The organism is Streptococcus mitis B6, from assembly GCF_000027165.1.
In the GTDB taxonomy this organism is placed as follows: domain Bacteria; phylum Bacillota; class Bacilli; order Lactobacillales; family Streptococcaceae; genus Streptococcus; species Streptococcus mitis_AR.
On sequence record NC_013853.1, the window covers coordinates 2,077,425 to 2,097,407 of the forward strand.

Below are 19,983 nucleotides of genomic sequence, written 5' to 3' on the forward strand. Positions count from 1 at the left end.
ACTACATTTCAAGTTAATAATCGTTTTTTTTTATTACATTATCTTCATCCATATTCAGGGAATAGCTTGCCTTAACTTTTCCCTCGTGATATACTATTTATTGAAATGAATAAATAGGAGATATTTCATGAAAACAGCAAAAACTACTGTTACAATCCTTTCTACACTTGCTTCTGTCGTCTTATTGGCTAGTTGTACAACAAAGTCTACAGAAACACAGACAAGCAATAATAGCTCATCTGATAATCAGATTACAATGACATATGACCAACTACGGTCGAGAGAAAACACTATGTCAACCCTTTGGTATCAAAAATCAGCTGAAACCAAAGCTTTATACATACAGGGTTATAACGTTGCAACAAATCACCTAAAGGAATTGCTCAAAACAGAATCAGACAAACCTTACTCTATCGTTTTAGACTTGGATGAAACTGTCCTAGATAATAGCCCTTATCAAGTACAAAATGTCAAAGACGGTACAGCATTCACACCCGAAAATTGGGATGTTTGGGTTCAAAAAGCTTCAGCAAAAGCTGTCCCAGGTGCCAAAGATTTTCTTCAGTTTGCTGATCAAAACGGTGTCCAAATCTACTATATTTCTGACCGCTCAGCTAATCAAGTAGATGCTACCATTAAAAATCTTGAAAGTGAAGGAATTCCTGTTCAAGGACGTGATCATCTCATGTTCTTAGAAAGCGGTGTAAAATCCAAAGAAGGTCGTCGCCAAAAAGTTCAAGAAAAAACAAACCTTGTCTTATTATTTGGTGATAACCTCGTAGACTTTGCAGATTTTTCTAAGACTTCTGAATCTGACCGTGATAAACAACTTGAAGAATTGCAAAAAGAATTCGGTGAAAAATTCATCATCTTCCCAAATCCAATGTACGGATCATGGGAATCAGCTGTATACGCTGGTAATAAACTAGATGCTAAAGGTCAAGTAGAAGAACGCCAAAAAGCCTTGCAAGGTTTGATAAATAAAACAAATAAGCTGATTCTATATAAACTAAGGCTAACTTACAATCTCCAAAAAGTGGCTAGGAAGGAATTCTGATAATCAGAAAACTTTCCTATCCACTTTTATGATTGATATAACATCAAGTCTTTTATACATCTGATACTATACGTTTTTTGATTTTAAAGACTTTTTGCCTATCCCCTGTATTTCAAGCATTAGGTGAGGTTGATGATCTAAATTTAATGTGATATACTATTTTTGTCATCGGTTACCGATTACCTTCCTTACGGTTAGTGAGAGGAGGTGAAACTAATGAACCTTGCCCCAAAGCTCGCTCTTACTATTATAGCGGATGTCATAGCAGGAATTATCTTGTATTTCGTCTGCAGATGGCTAGATAGTAAGGAGTAGACCGACTGACTAGCCTATAAACACCCGTTAAATCGCTAAGATACGTAAAAAAAGCCCTTAACTACGGCCATAGTTAGGGGCTTTGGTGTTCTAATGAACCTTATCTATTAAAATCATTCTAACATATAAGCCCAGATATTTCAAGAGTTTTATTTATTGTTTAAAGTTCTGAAAAGTCTATAATGAAGCTAGCTATCTAGTATCCAAAAACCGACTAGCTCCTATGAACTAGTCGGTTTCTCATCAATGCACCAACATTTCTTGAGCGATTTCTTGGCCAGATAGGTTATCTGGGTAGTAGGTTGGCCAGTTATCCATTTCTTCAAAGAGGGCTTCTTGGCTTGTGCCTCCAAAGAAGATATGGAAATGTTCTGCCTTAACTGGAGCGATATTATGGTCACTAAACTGAACGTACTTGAACTGTCCAGCGTCTGCATCTGTGGCTTCAAAGAGGAAGCGCACGCCACGATTGCCTTTCTTGTAAGTCAAGATTTTCTTACCAACATACTTGTAAGTATATTTCTTGCTTTGTCCACCTTGAACAAATTCCATAGTATTATCAGTAATGTTGATCTTAGTGACATCTGTCTGATAGCCTTTTGTATAGTAGGCCTTGTACTCAGCCTGGGTCATCTTACCAGTCAACTTAGCCTTGTAGTCAAAGACTTGGTCAAACGTGCCATCTTCAAGGAAAGGATAAACTGATTGCCAGTTACCTGCATAGTCACTCAAGGTGCGGTCCTTGACATCTGCATCCTCAAAGTAACCATTTTGAACTGTCTTCGTATCCTCTGCTTTTTCAGGCTCGATTGCTGGGCCTTCTTGGTCCGTTGTTTGTTTCAGAGCCTTGAGGTTTTTCTCCATGATAGAGATGTAATTTTCTCCAGCCTTGGTATCTTCTTCTGTCAGACTTTCTAAAGGATTGAGAACATCAGTTTTGACACCTGCCTCTTTTGAAAGTGTGTTAGCAAGAGCTTGTGAAGCATTTTCTTCAAAGTAGATATAGGCAATTTTATTTTTCTTGACATACTCTGTCAATTCTGCCAGACGAGCAGCTGATGGCTCTGCATCTGGAGAGAGACCTGAGATTGCGACCTGCTTGAGTCCATAGTCCAAAGCAAGATAGTTAAAGGCTGCGTGTTGCGTTACGAAGCTCTTTTGTTTGGCTTGAGACAAGCCTTCTGCATAAGCCTTATCCAAGGCTTGCAATTTTTCGATATAGGCAGCAGCATTCTTCTCAAAGGTCTCTTTTTTATCAGGATAATCTGCTGATAAGCTATCACGGATATGCTCTACTAGTTTAATGGCACGAACTGGTGATAACCAAACATGGGGATCGAACTCATGGTGATGGCCTTCTTCTCCATGGTCATGGTCTCCCTCTTCTTCCTCACCACCTGGTAAGAGCAACATATCGCCTGTCGCCTTGATGGTTTTCACCTTTTTCTTATCCAAGGTATCTAGCAATTTAGGGACCCATGTTTCCATGTTTTCATTTTCATAAACGAAGGTATCTGCGTCTTGGATTTTGGCAACCGCCTTGGCAGACGGTTCATATTCATGGGGTTCTGTACCAGCACCGATGAGGAGTTCTACATTAGCAGTATCTCCTGCGACTTGCTTGGTAAATTCATAGACAGGGTAAAAGGTTGTCACAATATTTAGTTTACCATCTGCCTGCTTTTGATTGGAACAAGCCACTAAAAACAAGGCACATAGACTGGCGAGCAATAAGCTAATTTTTTTCATGTTCATCTCCTATTTGATAAAACGTCTTACTAAACTGATCAGTAAAAAGACAGTTACAAAAATAATGGTAATACTTGCACTTGCAGGTGTTTCTGCGTAGTAGGAAATGTAAAGTCCTGCTACCATTCCCAAAAATCCAATCGCACTGGCAAGCAGCATAACCGATTTAAAGTTTTTCCCCAGACGCAGGGCAATACTAGCTGGCAAGACCATAATGGTCGATACCAGAAGAGCTCCTGCTGCAGGAATCATAAGGGCAATGGCCACCCCCGTCACCATGTTAAAAAGAATGGACATGGTACGAACTGGCAAGCCATCCACAAAGGCCGTATCCTCATCAAAGGTCAAGATATACATTGGACGAAGGAAGAGGAAGGTCAAAATCAAAACAACCGCCGCAATGACGAAGAGGGAAATGACCTGCTCCTCACTAATAGTCACAATCGAACCAAAAAGGTACTGGTCCAAGCTCATAGAACTAGAACTTTTCCCCTTGCTCATGACAATCAGAGAAACAGCCAGACCCGTTGACATGAGGATTGCTGTCCCGATTTCCATAAAGCTCTTGTAAACCGTACGGAGGTACTCCAGAAAGACCGCCGCAATCAAGACAATGGCAATCGTAGAAACTGTCGGAGAAATCCCCAGAACCAGACCAAAGGCTACACCTGAAAGCGAGACGTGGCTGAGGGTATCACTCATCAAACTCTGACGACGCAAGATGAGGAAGGTTCCCAATACTGGAGAGAAAAGACTCATGGCAATAACAGCCAGAAAGGCACGCTGCATAAAGTCATAAGATAACAAACTAAGCATGGCCCACCTCCTGATCATTCTCATGAACGTTGAAACAACGCCATGGAGAGTCTTGGTTACGGACTAGATGAATATTGCGGTCCGCATAGTCCTTAACTTCTTCAGGGTCATGGGTAATCATCAAAACAGCCTTACCATGATGATGGGCGCTGTGGTGCATGAGTTCGTAAAATTCATTTTTACTTCCTGCATCCATCCCCGTTGTCGGCTCATCTAGGATAAACACATCTGGATCCGAAGCAAACATGCGCGAAATCACCGCTCGCTGCTTTTGTCCTCCAGATAGAGAACCCAAGCGTTTGTCTCGGTGTTCCCACATGCCAACTGAGTCCAGACTAGCCTTGATATGCTCCTCATCATGAGCATTCAAGCGACGGAACCAGCCTTTTCGCGGATAGCGACCCGACTTGACAAATTCATACACCGTACTTGGAAAACCTGCATTAAAACTAGCAATCTGCTGGGGAAGATAGGCCATTCTCAATTTCTTACCCTGCGTATTTGTCGTTGAAATGGTCACCTTTCCAATGCGTGGCTGAAGGATTCCAAGACTGGCCTTGATCAGTGTCGTCTTAGCTGCCCCATTCTCCCCTGTCAAGGTAACAAATTCCCCACTATCAACACTATAATTGATATGTTCAAGAACGGGCTCCTTATCATAATAGAAAGATAAATCCTCTACCGTAATATATCTCATTATTTGATTTCTCCTACTAAAGCAGTCAAAAACCGCTGGATCACTTTTTGTTCATTTGGAGTAAACTGAGTCGCCACTTGTTCATAGGTTAAAAGTGTATGCTCATGGTGATGATGGTGCTCCTCAGCGATTGGACGAGCCAAATCAGTCAACTGATAAAAAATCACACGCGCATCCTTAGGATCTTTAGATGTTTCCAACATCCCTTCCTTAACCAAAGACTTAATGGCCTTGGTAACTGCTGCCTGACTGACATTGAGTCGACGAGCCAACTCTGAATTTGTTAAAGATTCCTCTGACAAGAGCATGAGAATGTGCTCCTGAGTATTGGTCAGAGCCACCTCGCTAGTACAATGACCTATTAGGATTTCATGCTGATTTTCTGCCTGCAAAATCACCTCATTCAAAAAAGCATCGATATCCTTCGCTAGCTGTCTCATATCTGACTCCTTTCCTTTTGGACTTCTCTTTTTTAAGAGAAAATACTATTCTTTGAAGAATTATTTACTGGTTAATTATATCACAACCAAAAAAAGAGTCAAGAAAAAACGTGAAAACTAGTTTCATTCTTGAACTCTTCTATACTATTATCTATTGAAATTCTTTGACATCTCCATCGTAAGTCGCCCAGTCTTTACTGAAAAAACGCTCATTCAGATGGTAAGTCGGAGCTGGGATGGGATTGGATAGGAAAGGATCAACGGCCTTATCAAATGCCAACCAACCTAACCAGCCAAGGTGAATGGTATCTTTCATAAAGAAAGCTTCCCCACCGTCCTTAGAAAAATCTGCTATATTGGTAAACCCTTGACTTTCTAACTGGTAGCGAATCTTCTGCACCGTTTGTTGGTACATATCTTCTCGTAAACCAGCATAGTCCATCCATTTTTTATTAACAGGTGGAATGATAAAAATCGGGTTTACCTTGGATTTAGAAAACTGGGTTAACACCAACTGCAAGTCATTGTACTCTGGTGATTTGAGGTAGGTAAAGTTTTTCTGAGAATCCTTTAATTTCTTCAAATCCTTCTTAATCTGCGTATTATAGAAATAATTCTCTATTCCCAGATCATTATTAGAAGTATTCTTTTCTGCATCTGCTTTGACAACATCTTCTATAGCTTGATAAGAAAACTGATCTGGCAAGGTCTTTAAATACTTAGCTACATGCTTATCATAATTGACATAGCCTCTAACTAAAAACTGACCAAAAAAGGAAGCTTGGCGTTCATTAAACCGAGCCAATAATTCAATCATTTCATTGTCTGCAGACGACAATTCTTCTTTACTTGCCAACTTCTGAACCAGGTCCTTCATAGCCACGTTTGGGAACTGCTGCAGTAAGCGAGTCGCTGCATATTGACTAGCCTGATCTCCAGATTGATGTTCCAGAAAACTGGTCAACTGGTCTCCATTAAAATACTGCTGAAAAGCTGCTGGCTCATAGCCATTTTTACTAAACCACTGGGGCGAGATAACATATACAACTTGTTTATTCTCCAGTTGTGGCAGCATCTGTTGCATCCCAAAATACTGATTGAGCGAGGCAGCTCCCCTCTGTCCTAAAAGATAGGGGCGATAAGAGCGGTTGTATTTCTCAGCCAATACCGCAGGATGAGCACCGTCAAAACGAAGCCATTCACTGGAGCCAAAGAAGGGAACAAAACGCATATTTGGATCAGATAGGGCTCTGACCTTTTGACTTCGCTCCTTAAAACTATCGATAGTAGTAGCCACCGCCGAACGCTTCTCAGCTCCCAGATCATGATTCATCTCAGCAGGATAGAAAAAGATAAGCAGACAAACCAACAAACCAGCTATCAAGACCGGCCCGAAGATCATCCATAAGCGTTTAAGCATTTTGTAGCTCCACAATGCCAGCTATGATTTTATTAGCTGTATTCCAGTCATCACGACCAAACTCTGTTACAGGGACACGAATGTCAAAACGGTTTTCAATCTCCACAATCAACTCAACCGTTCCCATACTATCCAAGACACCTGCATCAAAAAGATCTTCATCCATCATGTCAGAAACATCTTCCATAAACAACTCATCAATAATTTCGATAACTTCTGATTTGATATCCATATTTTATCTCCTTTTATTTTTTAAACCATAAATCATTCAAAAATCCAGAAAAGATCAAGAATGACAGCATGACGACATGGAAGGTGATAACCATGCCAAGCAACTGAATCCAGCGATTCTCAGGTAGAGCAGGCTTCCCTGCTTTTTTCCGTTCCTTATTGAGTGTTTTTTTCTTACGAATCCAAGCGTCATTGATGACCATTCCAATCCCATGAAAGAGTCCATAGGCGATGTAGTACCAGGTCACACCATGCCAAAATCCCATAATCAGCATATTTACAATGTAGGCCACACTTGAGGTTACATTGCGATTTTTAAAGACCTTCTTTCTGGTCAATACCATCACCATTCGCATAAAGACAAAGTCACGGAACCAGAAGGACAGACTCATATGCCAGCGATTCCAAAATTCCTTTAAATCTCTTGATAAAAAAGGTTTGTTAAAGTTGATAGGGCTACGAATTCCCATCAAATTTGAAATGGCTAAGGCAAACATAGAGTACCCTGCAAAGTCAAAAAAGAGCTCCAGACCAAAGGTATACATGACTGCCAAGGCATAGTGGTTAAAGAAGCCACCTGACTGCAAGGCTAGATTCTTCAGAGGAGGGAGTAAGGTTTCTCCTAAAACATGAGCTAGGATAAACTTGTATAAAAATCCCCACATAATATAGCGAACAGATTCATCCAACATATCCATCAACTCATCCCGCTCAGGAATGGTCTGATAATTTTCATTAAATCGCTTAAAGCGATCGATTGGGCCACTTGAAAAAGTCGGCATGAAGAGAAGAAAACGGAGGAATTCCCAGAGGGTAAAATCCTTAATCACTCCATCTCTCAGCTCGATGATAATCCCAACCGAACGAAAGGTCAGGTAAGAAATTCCCAAAAACCCAAGCAAAGACTGCGTTCCATTGATAGCCGGCTGCACCTTGACAAAGATAATCGGAAGGAGGGACAGAAAACTAACTAGGTAGAAGACCCACTTGCCATCCTTACTTTTTCGATAATGCTTGTAGAAGAGTACGAGCAATATTTCCCAGCACAGATAAATACCCAAGGCAGCTAATTGATTGGTCTTCCCACCTACCAGCATGGTAACGATAAAGAAGAGACTAACCAATACCTCGTACCAGGCAAAGCGTTTCTTGAAAAAGAGACCGATAAAGATGGGCAAGGTTGCAGCAATCACATAGACAAAATACTGAGGATTCCCATATGGCTCTAAATGAGGAAGCTGTTGAAAGAACTCCATCATCTCTTATTCACCTCGTTAATCAATCCTTTGATGTCAATTTTTCCATTTGGAGTCAGTGGCAAACTGTCTCGATAAAGGAATTTAGACGGCATCATGTAGGACATCATGATATCTATTAAATCTTCCTTGATAGCCTTGGTAATATCGATATCTCGCTCAAACTGCTCACGAACACCGTCTTTTAAGATGACATAAGCCAGTAGATTTTGTACCTTGTGGTCCTTGTTATAACGTGGAACAGCAACAGCAGACTCAATAAAGCGAGACTTGTTGAGGTTTTGAGAGACATCTTCTAACTCAATGCGGTAACCGTTGAACTTAATCTGGAAGTCCATGCGTCCGCCGTAGAGAAGCAAGCCTTCATCTGTCATAGTTCCCACATCGCCTGTGTGATAGGCTGGCAGTCCTTCAAATTCAAAGAAGGCTTCTGCTGTTTTTTCAGGATTGTTCATATAACCTTTTGAAACGGCTGGTCCTGACACAATGATTTCTCCCTGTTCACCATTTGGCAATTTATTGCCTTCCTCGTCAATGATAAAGGTTGGAGAATCAGCCTTGGTATAGCCGATTGGTAGGCGTTTGAGAGTCGCCAACATCTCGTCTGTCACAGCAACAGCTGACAGGGCTACTGTCGCTTCTGTTGGGCCGTAGGCATTGATAATACGGGCATTTGGGAAACGCTCGCGCAGTTTTTGAGCCGTTTTAACCGTCAATTCTTCGCCATCAAAGTAGAAATGCGTGATTCCAGGCATTTTCTCACTATTAAAGTCTTCTGATAACATGGCCATATCTGCAAAAGAAGGGGTTGATGTCCAGATAGCGATTGGCAATGAAAAGATGGTCGCAAAGAGTTGCTTAAAGTCCTGAGTGATGGCTGAAGGAAGAGCGAAAAGCGTACCACCCAGTGCCAAGGTCGGAGCCCAGTACATGACAGACAGGTCAAAAGAATAAGGTGGCTGAGCCAGCATTTGTGGACGACTTGGCGTCGCAAATTCCTTGTCCGTAATCATCCAATTGGTAAAGCTGAGGAGGTTATCATGGGAAATCTGCACTCCCTTTGGCTTACCAGTCGTACCAGAAGTAAAGATAATGTAGTAGTTATCATCGCCCTTGACTGGATGCGTGATCTCATATCTAGACCCTTGAGCAAAGGCTTCTTGAACCTGAGCTAGAGTCATCATCGGTGTAGAAACCTGCTCCAATGGAAAGTCTGAAATGGCAATAATCAAGCTTGGCTCTGCCACTTCTAAAATAGCTGAAACTCGCTCCAAAGCCGAATGGCTATCAATTGGAATGTAGGCATGACCTGACTTAGTCAAGGCTACAAAAGTTGCCAACATTTCATATTCTTGGCCACCAAAAACGACCACAGGAGACTTCTCTGGCAAATTCAACTGGTCAATAACTGCAGCCAAACTATCCGAATCAGCCTTTAAATCGCCATAAGTGTGTTCCTGACCCAAAACATTATAGACAGGATAGCTAGGCTGTGTCTGAGCAAAATGCTCAATGGTTTCAATCATATCTGCTATTGATTTATTTGACACAATAGGGATTCTCCTTCAAGTTAAAATTCATTATAGATAAAGCTTCCTTGACCCTGACCAAGATAGCTAAAGAAGTAAAGCAGCCCTAGAAAGATAAGAAAATACAAGGCTGTCCGACCAAGAAAGAGGTACAATTCTTTTCTCTGTTTCATCAAGAAAAACCATTCATTTCTGTAATTTTTGCTAAATAAGATAGACTCTTACTATAGTATTTTTCTACCATTATACCACTTTCTAGGGTAATTTCTCAATTGTTTGCCGTAGATTTTCATTATATTTAAGCCAATTTTAAAATTATGCGGTTTTTCTATGTATATTTTCAAATAGAGTGACCCTGCTTCAAAACTCTATTTCAGGAGACAATGAAGTAAATCTTCCCGTAATAAAACGCACAATATCAAGTTTTTCAACACCTGATACTATGCGCTTTTCTAATTTTTCAAGACTTTTTAACTAGTCTCTCACCTAAAATAATCTCGTCTGATATAAATTAAAATAGCTTCTATCATCAGACAAATGGCTGATAGCCAAAAACTGATGCTAATACCAAAACTCTCAGTAATATAGCTCATTAGCAAAACAAATACTGAAAATGATAGTGTCGAAATCACTTCCAGAACGGAATAGACATTAACCAAGTTATTTTCCTCTACTGTTTCCTGAAGAAATACACTTTCAGGAACTTCTTTTAGCTGCGATAACATACCAACTAAAGCTGAAAATACTAAAAACATCTGTGCATTTGGAAAATATAGAATAGTCAGTGTCACTATTGCCATGGCTACAAGAGGAAAAAGAATACTTTCCCATTTAGCAGCGAGGAACTTTTCAGATAGCCTAAAAGCAATTAAGCCACTAATTATAATCCCGATAGAATATGCTGTATTAGAATATCCCCAGTAACTTTCCGTTTCATTTAATAACTCAGTTACAAAGACAAGTATGATAGACGAAACCCAAATCGTATTTGAAAAAATTTCCAATAAATTTGCTGATACAAAAAGTCTTAATCTAGAATCTCTAGCAACTAACTTCCAACCTTTGAGTAAAATTTCAAGATTAGTTTCTGACTCTAACACCTCCACTTCAGCCTTAGGAAGCAATAACATCAGAAAGCTAGAAATGATATACAAGATTAAAATGATAAACGTGGTAGGTAAAAAACCAATTGTTGCAAATAAGAGTCCACCTAATCCCCAACCCACCAATTGAACAGCTTCACTACTCATTGACAAGGCTGAGTTAGCCTTGCCCAAATCGGTCGCATAGCGCGGCACAATAGCATAGGAAACGGGTGCTGCAAAACCATCTAATATGGAAATTGCAACAACAAATAGATAGATCACCAAAGGCGCTACGGATTGCATTACGGTAAACATTCCTACCAGTATCGTTAATAATATAGTCTTTCCAAATTGGGATAAAGATAAAACCCTATTTAACGCTATCCTTTTAGTAACTAAAGGAACTAAAAGACTCGCAACAAAAGAGGATATCCCTATTAAAATGGGAACTAGTGACGTGGCAATTACTGATTTTGAAATAATGTATATGTTAGCAATGATTGTTACTCTAAAGAAAATATCTGCTAAATTTGCAAACAATTGAGAGACTAACAACTTGATAAATGAATTAGACATATAGCACTCCCCCTTTAGTTGCCAACTTTGGAATTAAATTTGATTTTTAATATTTTAGCATAAAATAGCAGAAAACAAAAGTGAGATTTTTCACATAAAAAAGCAAAAACTATTGCCTTTATTATTCCTACTTTTAAAGGAATGATTATTATCGTTGTTGGATAGTACTAATAAGTTATACTCAATGAAAAAAGCCTGAGATACTCATCTCAAGCTCTATCAACATAATTGTTTTCTAGATTAGAAAAGCGAGAATACAAAAACGGCCAAGGCTGCTCCGATAACAGGTCCTACAACAGGAATCCAAGCGTAAGACCAGTCTCCGTCTCCCTTGTTTGGAATTGGCAAGATGCTGTGCATGATACGAGGTCCAAGGTCACGAGCTGGGTTCAAGGCATATCCTGTTGTCCCACCTAGTGATAGACCGATACCGACAATCAAAGTGCCCACTGCAAAGGTTCCGATACCTGCCTGAAAATCGTAAAGACCCAAAGCAAAGATTGTCAAGACCAATACAAAAGTTCCAAGGATTTCGCTAATCAAGTTTGATACAGTATCCTTGATAGCTGGACCAGTGCTGAAGGTTGCCAGGATATTGCCTGCATTTTCTTCTGCCTCATAATGCGGTTTGAATTGCAACCAAACCAAAATCTGACCCAGCATAGCCCCTGCGAACTGGGCTAATATATAAGGGAAAACGGAAGCCCAAGGCAAACCACCTTTCAAGGCCACACCGATGGTCACAGCTGGGTTTAAATGAGCTGGACTGAGCTTGCCAGATACAAATACTGCAACCGCAACTGCAATCCCCCACCCCATAGTAATCACAATCCAACCTGAGCTGTTGCTCTTGGTTTTAGGAAGAACCACACCAGCCACAACACCATTTCCTAGAAGAATCAGGATTAAAGTCCCCAAAAATTCTCCAAATAATTCATTCATCATTTTTCTGTCTCCATTAAAAAGAAGGGGCGGGCGACAAGGAGTCCTGCCCTCCACCTCTTTTATTTTTTCTTAATTTTTTAATTCTGCTAAATCGTTGTTAGCGAGGGCTGCTTCGACGTCCGCACGGTAAGCTGCTTTTTCCACTTCTGTCCAGTCATAGAATCGTTCCATTTCATCCAAAACTGGCTCAACGATGCTATCCAAGCTATCACGCATAAAGAGCATATGGTTGGTACGACGAAGAAGGAAATCAACTGGACTAAGAGCCAACTCGTTGCGCATTGCATAGTGAAGGGACAAGGTGTCTGCCAAGCTAAGTCCTGGTGCTTGTTCCAAGCTGTGAGCAAGAGCAAAGACCTTCGGTGCATTTGAACCGTAAAGATTTGCTAGATAGTGAGCTTCCTTGCTATCCAAGCCACGTGACACTCCAAGTTGCGCAAAGGCTTCGATTTCTGAGTCCACATTTGCTGGGTTCAATTCCCCACCTGAAACAGGGTAAGTCTTAGAGTTGATGAGTTTAAAGCTACGGTCAAATTCTGCTTTGAGGATGTCAACCACGCGCTCCATAGCTCCTTCAGCCATCTTACGGTAGTCTGTGATTTTACCACCAGCAAGGGTCAAGAGACCATTATCATCTCGGTCCAAGCTAGAACCACGTGAAACTGCAGATGGATCCAAATGTTTCTCAGAGGTGCTGCTTTCAAGCTTGCTGACAGCAGACTCAACATCTTCACGCGTTTTTTCTTTAGAAAGATAAGATTCAACAGTCGCGATCAAGTTATTAAAGCTTTCATCACTGATAGTTCCGTTATTTCCGCCATTGTAGTCAGAAGCGCTATTGCCTGCGATCAATGGACGAAGACCTGCCCAGCTGCTTTCGATATCATCAATGGTGATGTTGGCTTCTGGGAAGCGGTTGTTAACAATGCCAAGTAGGTAATCTACATCTTCTTTAGTCACTTTTGGATGTTCTAAATCACCTGTGTAGTCTGTATCAGTTGTACCAAAGTAAGTCTTGTTTTCACGTGGGAGAACAAAGACCATACGGCCATCACCCAAACCTGTATCAAAGTAAACTGGCTGTGAAACCTTGATCTTGCTTGAATCCACTACCAAGTGAACTCCCTTAGTTGGACGCATTTGTGAGAATTGTGTTCCATTATTAGACAAATTGCGTACCTTATCACTCCAAGGACCTGTCGTATTGATAACCAGACGAGCTTTGATTTCAAAGACTTGGTCTGTCAAGAGATCACGAGCTACAACACCTGTAATCTTGCCACTTTCGTCAAATAGGAAGCCTTCTGCCTTAACATGGTTAGCAATGAGAGCACCATCTTGGTTGGCACGTTTGATGTTTTCAATCACAAGACGCGCATCGTTGTTACGGAAGTCAAGGTAAACCCCACCTCCTACCAAGCCTTCTTTCTTCAAGTTTGGCTGGCGTTCCAAGACTTCTTCCTTGCTCAATACCTTGTTTGCAGCTGGTGTGTTGTTAACTCCTGCCAAAAGGTCGTACAAATCCATAGCTACTTTAAGACGGAAGAGGCTAAAGGTCGCTCCATCTTCATCGTAAACTGGCAAAAGCATTGGGTCCGGTTTTGGAATGTGTGGTGCGATTTGTTGAACCACTGCACGTTCAGAAACCGTATCTGAGACCACTTCTACGTCAAATTGTTTGAGGTAACGAAGACCTCCGTGAACCAATTTTGTTGAACGGCTGGATGTTCCTTCTGCGAAGTCCTGCATTTCAATCAAACCAGTCTCAAGACCGCTAGCTGCCGCCTGCAAGGCTACACCAGCCCCTGTGATTCCTCCACCGATAATCAAGAGGTCCAGGGTACGTTCTTGCATTTTTTTAATTGACAATTCACGTGTTTTCTTTGAAAATTCCATATTTACACACTTTCTAACTAAGTCGCTTTATTCTTCCAGTATTAGTCGTCTACTTCCGCAAAGACTTGCGTTGCTTTTACAGCCTTCTTCCAGCCCTTGTAGAGTTGTTCCTTGCGCGATTCGTTCATCGATGGTTCAAAGAGTTCTCCTGTCTCGTTCAAGAGTTTCAACTCATCCAAGTCCTTCCAGTAGCCTACTGACAAACCTGCTAGGAAGGCTGCTCCTAGAGCTGTTGTTTCCAAGTTTTTGGCGCGTGCGATGTCGATTCCCAAAATGTCAGCTTGGAACTGCATGAGGAAGTTGTTCATAGCTGCACCACCGTCTACTTTCAGGACTTGGATAGCTGTCTGCGCATCCACTTGCATGGTGTCAATGATATCACGCACTTGATAAGCGATAGATTGCAAAGTCGCCTTGATAAAGTCTTCTTTGCTTGTTCCACGAGTCAAACCAAAGACAGAACCGCGAGCGTTTTGGTTCCAGTATGGAGCACCTAGACCTGTAAAGGCTGGAACGACATAAACTTCATCATTGTTGTGAGAATCAAGAGCGTATTTTTCAGATTCTGGTGAATTTTCAACCATGCGAAGACCGTCACGAAGCCACTGAATGGCACTTCCTGCGATGAAGATAGAACCTTCCAAGGCATAGTAAACCTTGCCGTTAATTCCGTAACCAATGGTTGTCAAGAGGTTGTTTTCAGACAACTGCATTTCTTCACCAGTATTCATGATGATGAAGGAACCTGTTCCATAAGTATTCTTAACCATACCTGGTTCAAAGGCCAACTGTCCAAAGAGGGCTGCTTGTTGGTCCCCAGCCATACCTGAGATTGGCACTTCTCCACCATAGAAATGGAATGGGGCTGTCTTACCGTAGATTTCAGAGTTAGAACGAACTTCTGGAAGCATAGCCTTAGGAATGTTGAGAATTTCCAAAATCTCATCATCCCATTTGAGTTCTTTAATGTTATAAAGCATAGTACGGGCTGCATTTGAGTAATCCGTCACGTGAGACGCACCGTCTGTCAATTTCCAAACCAACCAAGTGTCAATAGTACCAAAGAGCAATTCCCCTTTTTCTGCTCGCTCTTGAGCACCCTCTACATGGTCCAAAATCCAACGAACCTTAGTCGCTGAGAAGTAAGCATCGATGATCAAACCAGTCTTTTCATGGAATTTTTCCACATAACCTTGACTTTTCAGTTGCTCAGCTAAAGGAGCTGTCTGGCGTGATTGCCAAACGATAGCGTTGTAGATAGGGAGCCCTGTTTTCTTATCCCAGACAACAGTTGTTTCACGCTGGTTGGTAATCCCGATGGCTTCGATTTGATTTGGCTTGACACCACTTTCGATGAAAGCACCCGCAATAACTGACTGAACAGAGTTCCAAATTTCATTTGCATTGTGCTCAACCCAACCTGCCTGAGGGAAAATCTGAGTGAACTCTTTTTGACTCGAGCTAACCTTTTCCCCTTTTTTGTTAAAAATAATGGCACGAGAGCTTGTAGTCCCCTGGTCAATGGCCATAATGAATTTTTCTTGTGACATGTGCTGTCCTCCTGATAATGATCTTGAGGATGTCTCCTCTTTACACTAACTAGTATACAAAATAAAGCGCTTTCTTGTTTATCAACTTTTTTTAATTTTTTAAAAAATGTGAGGAGATTGTGTGAATTTCACAAAAAAGACCTGGAACAACCAAGCCTTTTAAGTGAATAATAACTGACGAATCCCTGCCAAATCTTCCATATCCAAGTCATTTTTTAAATAATAAACTGGTGTTTGCTCCTTCTTATGAATCGGGTTATTGGTAACCAGCAAATCATAATGCCGAGTTCGGTCATAGGCTTCAATGGTAATAAAGCGATTGTATTCCAAATACCGTTTCAAAATGGCTACCATCCTTGAAAAAACAAGAAAACCAGAGGTCAAATCCAGACCAATCCGCATATGCTGGCCACCGTTTTCAGCCATATATTCGATTAACTGGAGCCATTCCCAGAGAATCTTCTTATCTAAATCTGTCCCCTGTTGAAAGGCAGGTAGAACATGAAAAATCTCCTCTGCCGTCCCCTTAAAATCATGTTCCATCAGTAAATAAGGATGACGATTCTCTAACTGGTACTTGTAGCGATCCTGTAAAATATAGCCCTTATAGAGATAGACTTGAGCACAAAGCTGACTGAGTTCATAGGTAACATGGTCCTCTGTATAATCACCCAGCAACTCCTCCTTCTTCATTTCTTGAATCAATTGTGTCAGCAAATCTACCAACTGCCCTCCAAATCCAAGAATATACTCCATAGTATGAAGAGGAAGAATACGATGAGATAGGAGGAAAGAGAAGAAAATCATCATCTCCCCATCCTCAGTTCCTAGAGGGATATGTTGTCCAGCGAAAAATGACGGAGCCTTTCGATGCAAACGAAGGTAGAAAATATTGTCAAAATACCCTCGCATTTTCTCTTCTATGACTTGAAACTGACAGGCATTGACACGGAGACGTTGTTGACTGATATGAGCCCAGAGAACCAAGTCCAATTTCTGACCCGAGGACAAACTTGCACCGCAGATTTCTTCTAAAGTGGCAATCTCCTGCTTTCTCTCTGGTTTCTGCATGTGACCTTCCCATTCCTGACTAGACCAAACCTTGCGAAAAAGACAGAAATAGAAATAGCGAATCTGATGCTCTGGACCTCGCCAACGTCCATTTTGGATGGATAAGTCAAATTCTGACAAAATCTGATTTAGACTAGCTAAGTGGCGACCAAGCGTAGCCTCACTAATCATCAATTCTTGAGCCAGCTGATGAGCTAAAAACTGTTGATGGTAGAGAAGATATACCAAAATCTGATATTTAACAGCATTCTCCAAAAACAGGCTCCGGATATCTCTCCCTTTGGTAACTGCACCGATTGACAGGCGCAGATTTTCATCTTCTAAGGAGATAGTCAGCTCTAAGCCACTATCCAAAGCCTTGTCATTGAGAAGGGTGACATATTTGGTTAGGGTTGCTTTTGAAAATCCTGTTTCCTCCATTACAGCCTTGACGGTCGTCTGCGACTCTTGTAATAGAAAGGAAAGGATTGAAAATTGGCCAGATTCAGCCTTTTCCATCAAATCTCCTAAATACATTTGTTACCCCTTTCATTTTCTACCTTAAGCATAGCATAAATCTTACAAATGCTGAAATAATCTGTTTCTCTTTTTATTTTCATGCTGATTTCCTGGTCCATTATCCTGAAAATCAGCAAACACACTGCTCCCCCTTTGGGCATTTTTATGCTAAAATAGTAGCTATGGATAAAATTATTAAAACTATGTCAGAAAGCGGAGCCTTTCGTGCTTTTGTCCTTGATAGCACAGAAACCGTCCGCACTGCTCAAGAAAAACACAAAACCCAAGCTAGCTCAACTGTAGCGCTTGGTCGAACTCTTATCGCTAGCCAGATTCTCGCAGCCAATGAAAAAGGGAATACCAAACTAACAGTTAAGGTGCTGGGATCTAGCTCTCTAGGTGCCATTATCACGGTCGCTGATACCAAGGGGAATGTCAAAGGCTATGTTCAAAATCCTGGTGTTGACATCAAAAAGACTGCAACTGGTGAAGTCCTAGTCGGACCTTTTGTCGGCAATGGCCAATTCCTCGTTATCACAGACTACGGTACTGGAAATCCTTACAACTCTATGACTCCTCTCATCTCTGGAGAAATCGGTGAAGACCTTGCCTTTTACCTGACCGAAAGCCAACAAACCCCTTCAGCAGTCGGTCTCAATGTCCTTTTGGACGAAGAAGACAAGGTTAAGGTTGCAGGTGGTTTCCTAGTCCAAGTCTTGCCGGGAGCCAAGGAAGAAGAGATTGCCCGTTTTGAAAAACGCATCCAAGAAATGCCAGCTATCTCAACCCTTCTGGAAAGTGAAGACCATATCGAAGCCCTCCTCAAGGCAATCTACGGTGACGAGGCTTATAAGCGTCTTTCTGAAGAAGAAATCCGTTTCCAATGTGACTGTAGCCATGAGCGCTTTATGAACGCTCTTGCCAGCCTTCCAAGTTCAGACCTACAGGAAATGAAAGAGGAAGACCATGGGGCAGAAATCACTTGTCAATTCTGCCAAACAACTTATAACTTTGATGAAAACGACCTGGAGGAACTCATTCGTGACAAATCTTAATACACCTTTTATGATTGGCAATGTTGAGATTCCCAATCGTACCGTTTTAGCGCCTATGGCTGGCGTGACTAACTCAGCCTTTCGTACCATCGCAAAAGAGCTCGGTGCAGGACTCGTTGTTATGGAAATGGTCTCTGACAAGGGAATCCAATACAACAACGAAAAAACCCTGCACATGCTTCATATCGACGAAGGCGAAAACCCTGTTTCTATCCAACTTTTTGGTAGCGACGAAGAAAGCCTCGCACGCGCAGCAGAATTTATCCAAGAAAACACTAAAACCGATATCGTGGATATCAACATGGGTTGCCCAGTTAACAAAATCGTGAAGAACGAAGCTGGCGCTATGTGGCTCAAGGATCCAGACAAGATTTACTCTATCATCAACAAGGTCCAGTCTGTCCTTGATATCCCACTTACTGTCAAAATGCGTACCGGCTGGGCGGACCCATCTCTGGCAGTAGAAAATGCCCTCGCTGCTGAAGCTGCAGGTGTTGCTGCCCTCGCCATGCATGGCCGTACCCGTGAGCAAATGTATACAGGTCATGCAGATCTTGAGACCCTGCACGACGTAGCTCAAGCTCTGACCAAGATTCCATTTATCGCCAACGGTGATATCCGTACGGTTCAAGAAGCCAAACAACGTATCGAAGAAGTTGGTGCTGACGCAGTCATGATTGGCCGCGCAGCCATGGGAAATCCCTACCTCTTCCACCAAATCAACCACTACTTTGAAACAGGAGAAATCCTACCTGATTTGACTTTTGAGGACAAGATGGAAATCGCCTACGAACACTTGAAACGCTTGATTAACCTCAAAGGGGAAAACGTCGCAGTTCGTGAGTTCCGTGGCCTCGCTCCTCACTACCTCCGTGGAACATCTGGTGCTGCCAAACTCCGTGGAGCTATTTCACAAGCTAGCACCCTAGCAGAGATTGAAGCCCTCTTGCAATTGTAGAAAGCATAGTCTCACATCTACAACTCACAAAAACGGCAAAGCTCAAAAAGAATCTTGCCGTTTTTTATATGTTTTCATCTTGTAAATCTAATTGCTTCACTCTAGCTATATAGTAGGACATAATCAAAAACAAATTGATACTGATAATCCAAACAGACCATTCATGAAGAAAATGCATCAATACAGCCAAGCTGATTGCCCCCACTATGAAACTTCCCACAACAATCCCATAATTTAAGGCTTGACGACGGTATTCTTGGATATTTCCTTCTCTTCTAGCAATGCGATACAAAGCGGTCAACATCTTTCGGTAATTTCCAGACGTCATAAAAATGACATAGGGATGATCTTCAATCAAGCTACCTGTAAATGTTAGCATCATCATTCCTGTTCCAAAAGCGATGAAAGGAACTTCTAATAAAGGAAATCGTGAAAAGAAAGGCAAAATAAGTGTCCCAATAAATAAAGGAAGCAACATCTTAACCCGCCAGTAGGCCGTTTTGCGGTATTCTTTCATGTGTAGGGCAGACAGAAATCCTAGAGAAAAGAAGATAATTGAGCAGAATCGTAGCATCGTATTAATAACATTTGAGTCATGCCAATCAGATATAAGTAGGAGAATATTCCCTGTCTGTGTCGCTACCAAACTATGGTATTGAATATGGCAAAACACATCCAAAGAACCACCTACAAATCCAAGAAATACTCCCATCAGTCGTGTGTTTTGAGGTAAGATTAATTTATCCGCCATGTATTATCACTCGTTTTCCTTTGATTTTTTTATTATACCACTTTCTCTTGGAGAAACTAAGTGAAAAACAGTTGGCTCACTCTTTTAC

The 19,983-nt window shown here is 41.5% G+C and carries 18 protein-coding genes; 3 read left to right on the forward strand and 15 right to left on the reverse strand.

Annotated features, from left to right (window positions below):
- Positions 1-127: 127 nt before the first annotated feature.
- Positions 128-1,057 (forward strand): 5'-nucleotidase, lipoprotein e(P4) family, encoded by a 930-nt coding sequence (locus tag SMI_RS10195; RefSeq protein ID WP_000844831.1) that lies wholly within the window; start codon positions 128-130, stop codon positions 1,055-1,057.
- Positions 1,058-1,615: 558 nt separating this feature from the next.
- Here the strand turns inward: SMI_RS10195 and adcA are convergent.
- The 14 genes from adcA to SMI_RS10265 all read right to left on the reverse strand — a co-directional run bounded on the left by adcA (position 1,616) and on the right by SMI_RS10265 (position 17,149).
- A complete protein-coding gene (adcA, locus tag SMI_RS10200) occupies positions 1,616-3,121 on the reverse strand; it encodes a zinc ABC transporter substrate-binding lipoprotein AdcA (protein ID WP_000724053.1) in 1,506 nt (501 codons plus the stop codon).
- Between the two features lie 9 nt (positions 3,122-3,130).
- The gene (locus tag SMI_RS10205) at positions 3,131-3,937 is read right to left on the reverse strand and encodes a metal ABC transporter permease (protein ID WP_000950038.1); all 807 of its coding nucleotides are present in this window, start codon (positions 3,935-3,937) and stop codon (positions 3,131-3,133) included.
- A complete protein-coding gene (locus SMI_RS10210; protein WP_001269498.1) occupies positions 3,930-4,634 on the reverse strand; it encodes a metal ABC transporter ATP-binding protein in 705 nt (234 codons plus the stop codon). The genes SMI_RS10205 and SMI_RS10210 overlap by 8 nt, the downstream gene beginning before the upstream one ends.
- Positions 4,634-5,074 (reverse strand): zinc-dependent transcriptional regulator AdcR, encoded by a 441-nt coding sequence (adcR, locus tag SMI_RS10215; RefSeq protein ID WP_001249308.1) that lies wholly within the window; start codon positions 5,072-5,074, stop codon positions 4,634-4,636. The genes SMI_RS10210 and adcR overlap by 1 nt, the downstream gene beginning before the upstream one ends.
- A 151-nt stretch (positions 5,075-5,225) precedes the next feature.
- Positions 5,226-6,494 carry a D-alanyl-lipoteichoic acid biosynthesis protein DltD gene (gene dltD / locus SMI_RS10220; protein ID WP_000919851.1) on the reverse strand — a complete coding sequence of 423 codons (1,269 nt, stop codon included), beginning with the start codon at positions 6,492-6,494 and terminating at the stop codon, positions 5,226-5,228.
- Positions 6,487-6,726: a D-alanine--poly(phosphoribitol) ligase subunit DltC gene (gene dltC / locus SMI_RS10225; RefSeq protein WP_000351967.1), complete on the reverse strand. Its 240-nt coding sequence runs from the start codon at positions 6,724-6,726 to the stop codon at positions 6,487-6,489. Before dltC ends, dltD begins: the two co-directional genes overlap by 8 nt.
- Before the next feature lie 13 nt (positions 6,727-6,739).
- The gene (dltB, locus tag SMI_RS10230; RefSeq protein ID WP_000969755.1) at positions 6,740-7,984 is read right to left on the reverse strand and encodes a D-alanyl-lipoteichoic acid biosynthesis protein DltB; all 1,245 of its coding nucleotides are present in this window, start codon (positions 7,982-7,984) and stop codon (positions 6,740-6,742) included.
- Positions 7,981-9,531, reverse strand: coding sequence for a D-alanine--poly(phosphoribitol) ligase subunit DltA (dltA, locus tag SMI_RS10235; protein WP_012972622.1), 1,551 nt, complete (start codon positions 9,529-9,531; stop codon positions 7,981-7,983). Before dltA ends, dltB begins: the two co-directional genes overlap by 4 nt.
- A 20-nt stretch (positions 9,532-9,551) precedes the next feature.
- Positions 9,552-9,683, reverse strand: a complete 132-nt coding sequence (locus tag SMI_RS10240; protein ID WP_000813667.1) for a teichoic acid D-Ala incorporation-associated protein DltX — start codon at positions 9,681-9,683, stop codon at positions 9,552-9,554.
- Between the two features lie 309 nt (positions 9,684-9,992).
- Positions 9,993-11,171, reverse strand: a complete 1,179-nt coding sequence (locus SMI_RS10245; RefSeq protein ID WP_000071446.1) for a ryptide export MFS transporter — start codon at positions 11,169-11,171, stop codon at positions 9,993-9,995.
- A 240-nt stretch (positions 11,172-11,411) separates the two neighbouring features.
- Positions 11,412-12,116 carry an MIP/aquaporin family protein gene (locus SMI_RS10250; RefSeq protein ID WP_000980821.1) on the reverse strand — a complete coding sequence of 235 codons (705 nt, stop codon included), beginning with the start codon at positions 12,114-12,116 and terminating at the stop codon, positions 11,412-11,414.
- A 69-nt stretch (positions 12,117-12,185) separates the two neighbouring features.
- Positions 12,186-14,012, reverse strand: coding sequence for a type 1 glycerol-3-phosphate oxidase (gene glpO / locus SMI_RS10255; RefSeq protein ID WP_000395901.1), 1,827 nt, complete (start codon positions 14,010-14,012; stop codon positions 12,186-12,188).
- A gap of 41 nt (positions 14,013-14,053) precedes the next feature.
- Positions 14,054-15,562 (reverse strand): glycerol kinase GlpK, encoded by a 1,509-nt coding sequence (glpK, locus tag SMI_RS10260; RefSeq protein WP_000076678.1) that lies wholly within the window; start codon positions 15,560-15,562, stop codon positions 14,054-14,056.
- 159 nt (positions 15,563-15,721) lie between these two features.
- Positions 15,722-17,149 carry a helix-turn-helix domain-containing protein gene (locus tag SMI_RS10265; protein ID WP_012972623.1) on the reverse strand — a complete coding sequence of 476 codons (1,428 nt, stop codon included), beginning with the start codon at positions 17,147-17,149 and terminating at the stop codon, positions 15,722-15,724.
- Between the two features lie 164 nt (positions 17,150-17,313).
- Here SMI_RS10265 and hslO point away from each other — a divergent pair, with 164 nt between their 5' ends.
- The gene (hslO, locus tag SMI_RS10270) at positions 17,314-18,186 is read left to right on the forward strand and encodes an Hsp33 family molecular chaperone HslO (protein WP_000357873.1); all 873 of its coding nucleotides are present in this window, start codon (positions 17,314-17,316) and stop codon (positions 18,184-18,186) included.
- Complete coding sequence (dusB, locus tag SMI_RS10275) at positions 18,173-19,144, forward strand: tRNA dihydrouridine synthase DusB (protein WP_000183324.1); 972 nt, start codon at positions 18,173-18,175, stop codon at positions 19,142-19,144. Before hslO ends, dusB begins: the two co-directional genes overlap by 14 nt.
- Positions 19,145-19,208: 64 nt before the next feature.
- Here the strand turns inward: dusB and SMI_RS10280 are convergent, their stop codons facing one another.
- Positions 19,209-19,895 carry a YoaK family protein gene (locus SMI_RS10280; RefSeq protein WP_000764011.1) on the reverse strand — a complete coding sequence of 229 codons (687 nt, stop codon included), beginning with the start codon at positions 19,893-19,895 and terminating at the stop codon, positions 19,209-19,211.
- Between the last annotated feature and the right edge of the window lie 88 nt (positions 19,896-19,983).

Coding starts and splice junctions, on each gene's coding strand:
- SMI_RS10195 (WP_000844831.1), top strand. CDS start 128: ATGAAAACAGCAAAAACTACTGTTACAATCCTTTCTACACTTGCTTCT.
- SMI_RS10210 (WP_001269498.1), bottom strand. CDS start 4,634: ATGAGATATATTACGGTAGAGGATTTATCTTTCTATTATGATAAGGAG.
- SMI_RS10205 (WP_000950038.1), bottom strand. CDS start 3,937: ATGCTTAGTTTGTTATCTTATGACTTTATGCAGCGTGCCTTTCTGGCT.
- dltB (WP_000969755.1), bottom strand. CDS start 7,984: ATGATGGAGTTCTTTCAACAGCTTCCTCATTTAGAGCCATATGGGAAT.
- SMI_RS10250 (WP_000980821.1), bottom strand. CDS start 12,116: ATGATGAATGAATTATTTGGAGAATTTTTGGGGACTTTAATCCTGATT.
- glpK (WP_000076678.1), bottom strand. CDS start 15,562: ATGTCACAAGAAAAATTCATTATGGCCATTGACCAGGGGACTACAAGC.
- adcR (WP_001249308.1), bottom strand. CDS start 5,074: ATGAGACAGCTAGCGAAGGATATCGATGCTTTTTTGAATGAGGTGATT.
- SMI_RS10265 (WP_012972623.1), bottom strand. CDS start 17,149: ATGTATTTAGGAGATTTGATGGAAAAGGCTGAATCTGGCCAATTTTCA.
- SMI_RS10245 (WP_000071446.1), bottom strand. CDS start 11,171: ATGTCTAATTCATTTATCAAGTTGTTAGTCTCTCAATTGTTTGCAAAT.
- glpO (WP_000395901.1), bottom strand. CDS start 14,012: ATGGAATTTTCAAAGAAAACACGTGAATTGTCAATTAAAAAAATGCAA.
- SMI_RS10240 (WP_000813667.1), bottom strand. CDS start 9,683: ATGAAACAGAGAAAAGAATTGTACCTCTTTCTTGGTCGGACAGCCTTG.
- hslO (WP_000357873.1), top strand. CDS start 17,314: ATGGATAAAATTATTAAAACTATGTCAGAAAGCGGAGCCTTTCGTGCT.
- dltD (WP_000919851.1), bottom strand. CDS start 6,494: ATGCTTAAACGCTTATGGATGATCTTCGGGCCGGTCTTGATAGCTGGT.
- adcA (WP_000724053.1), bottom strand. CDS start 3,121: ATGAAAAAAATTAGCTTATTGCTCGCCAGTCTATGTGCCTTGTTTTTA.
- dltC (WP_000351967.1), bottom strand. CDS start 6,726: ATGGATATCAAATCAGAAGTTATCGAAATTATTGATGAGTTGTTTATG.
- SMI_RS10280 (WP_000764011.1), bottom strand. CDS start 19,895: ATGGCGGATAAATTAATCTTACCTCAAAACACACGACTGATGGGAGTA.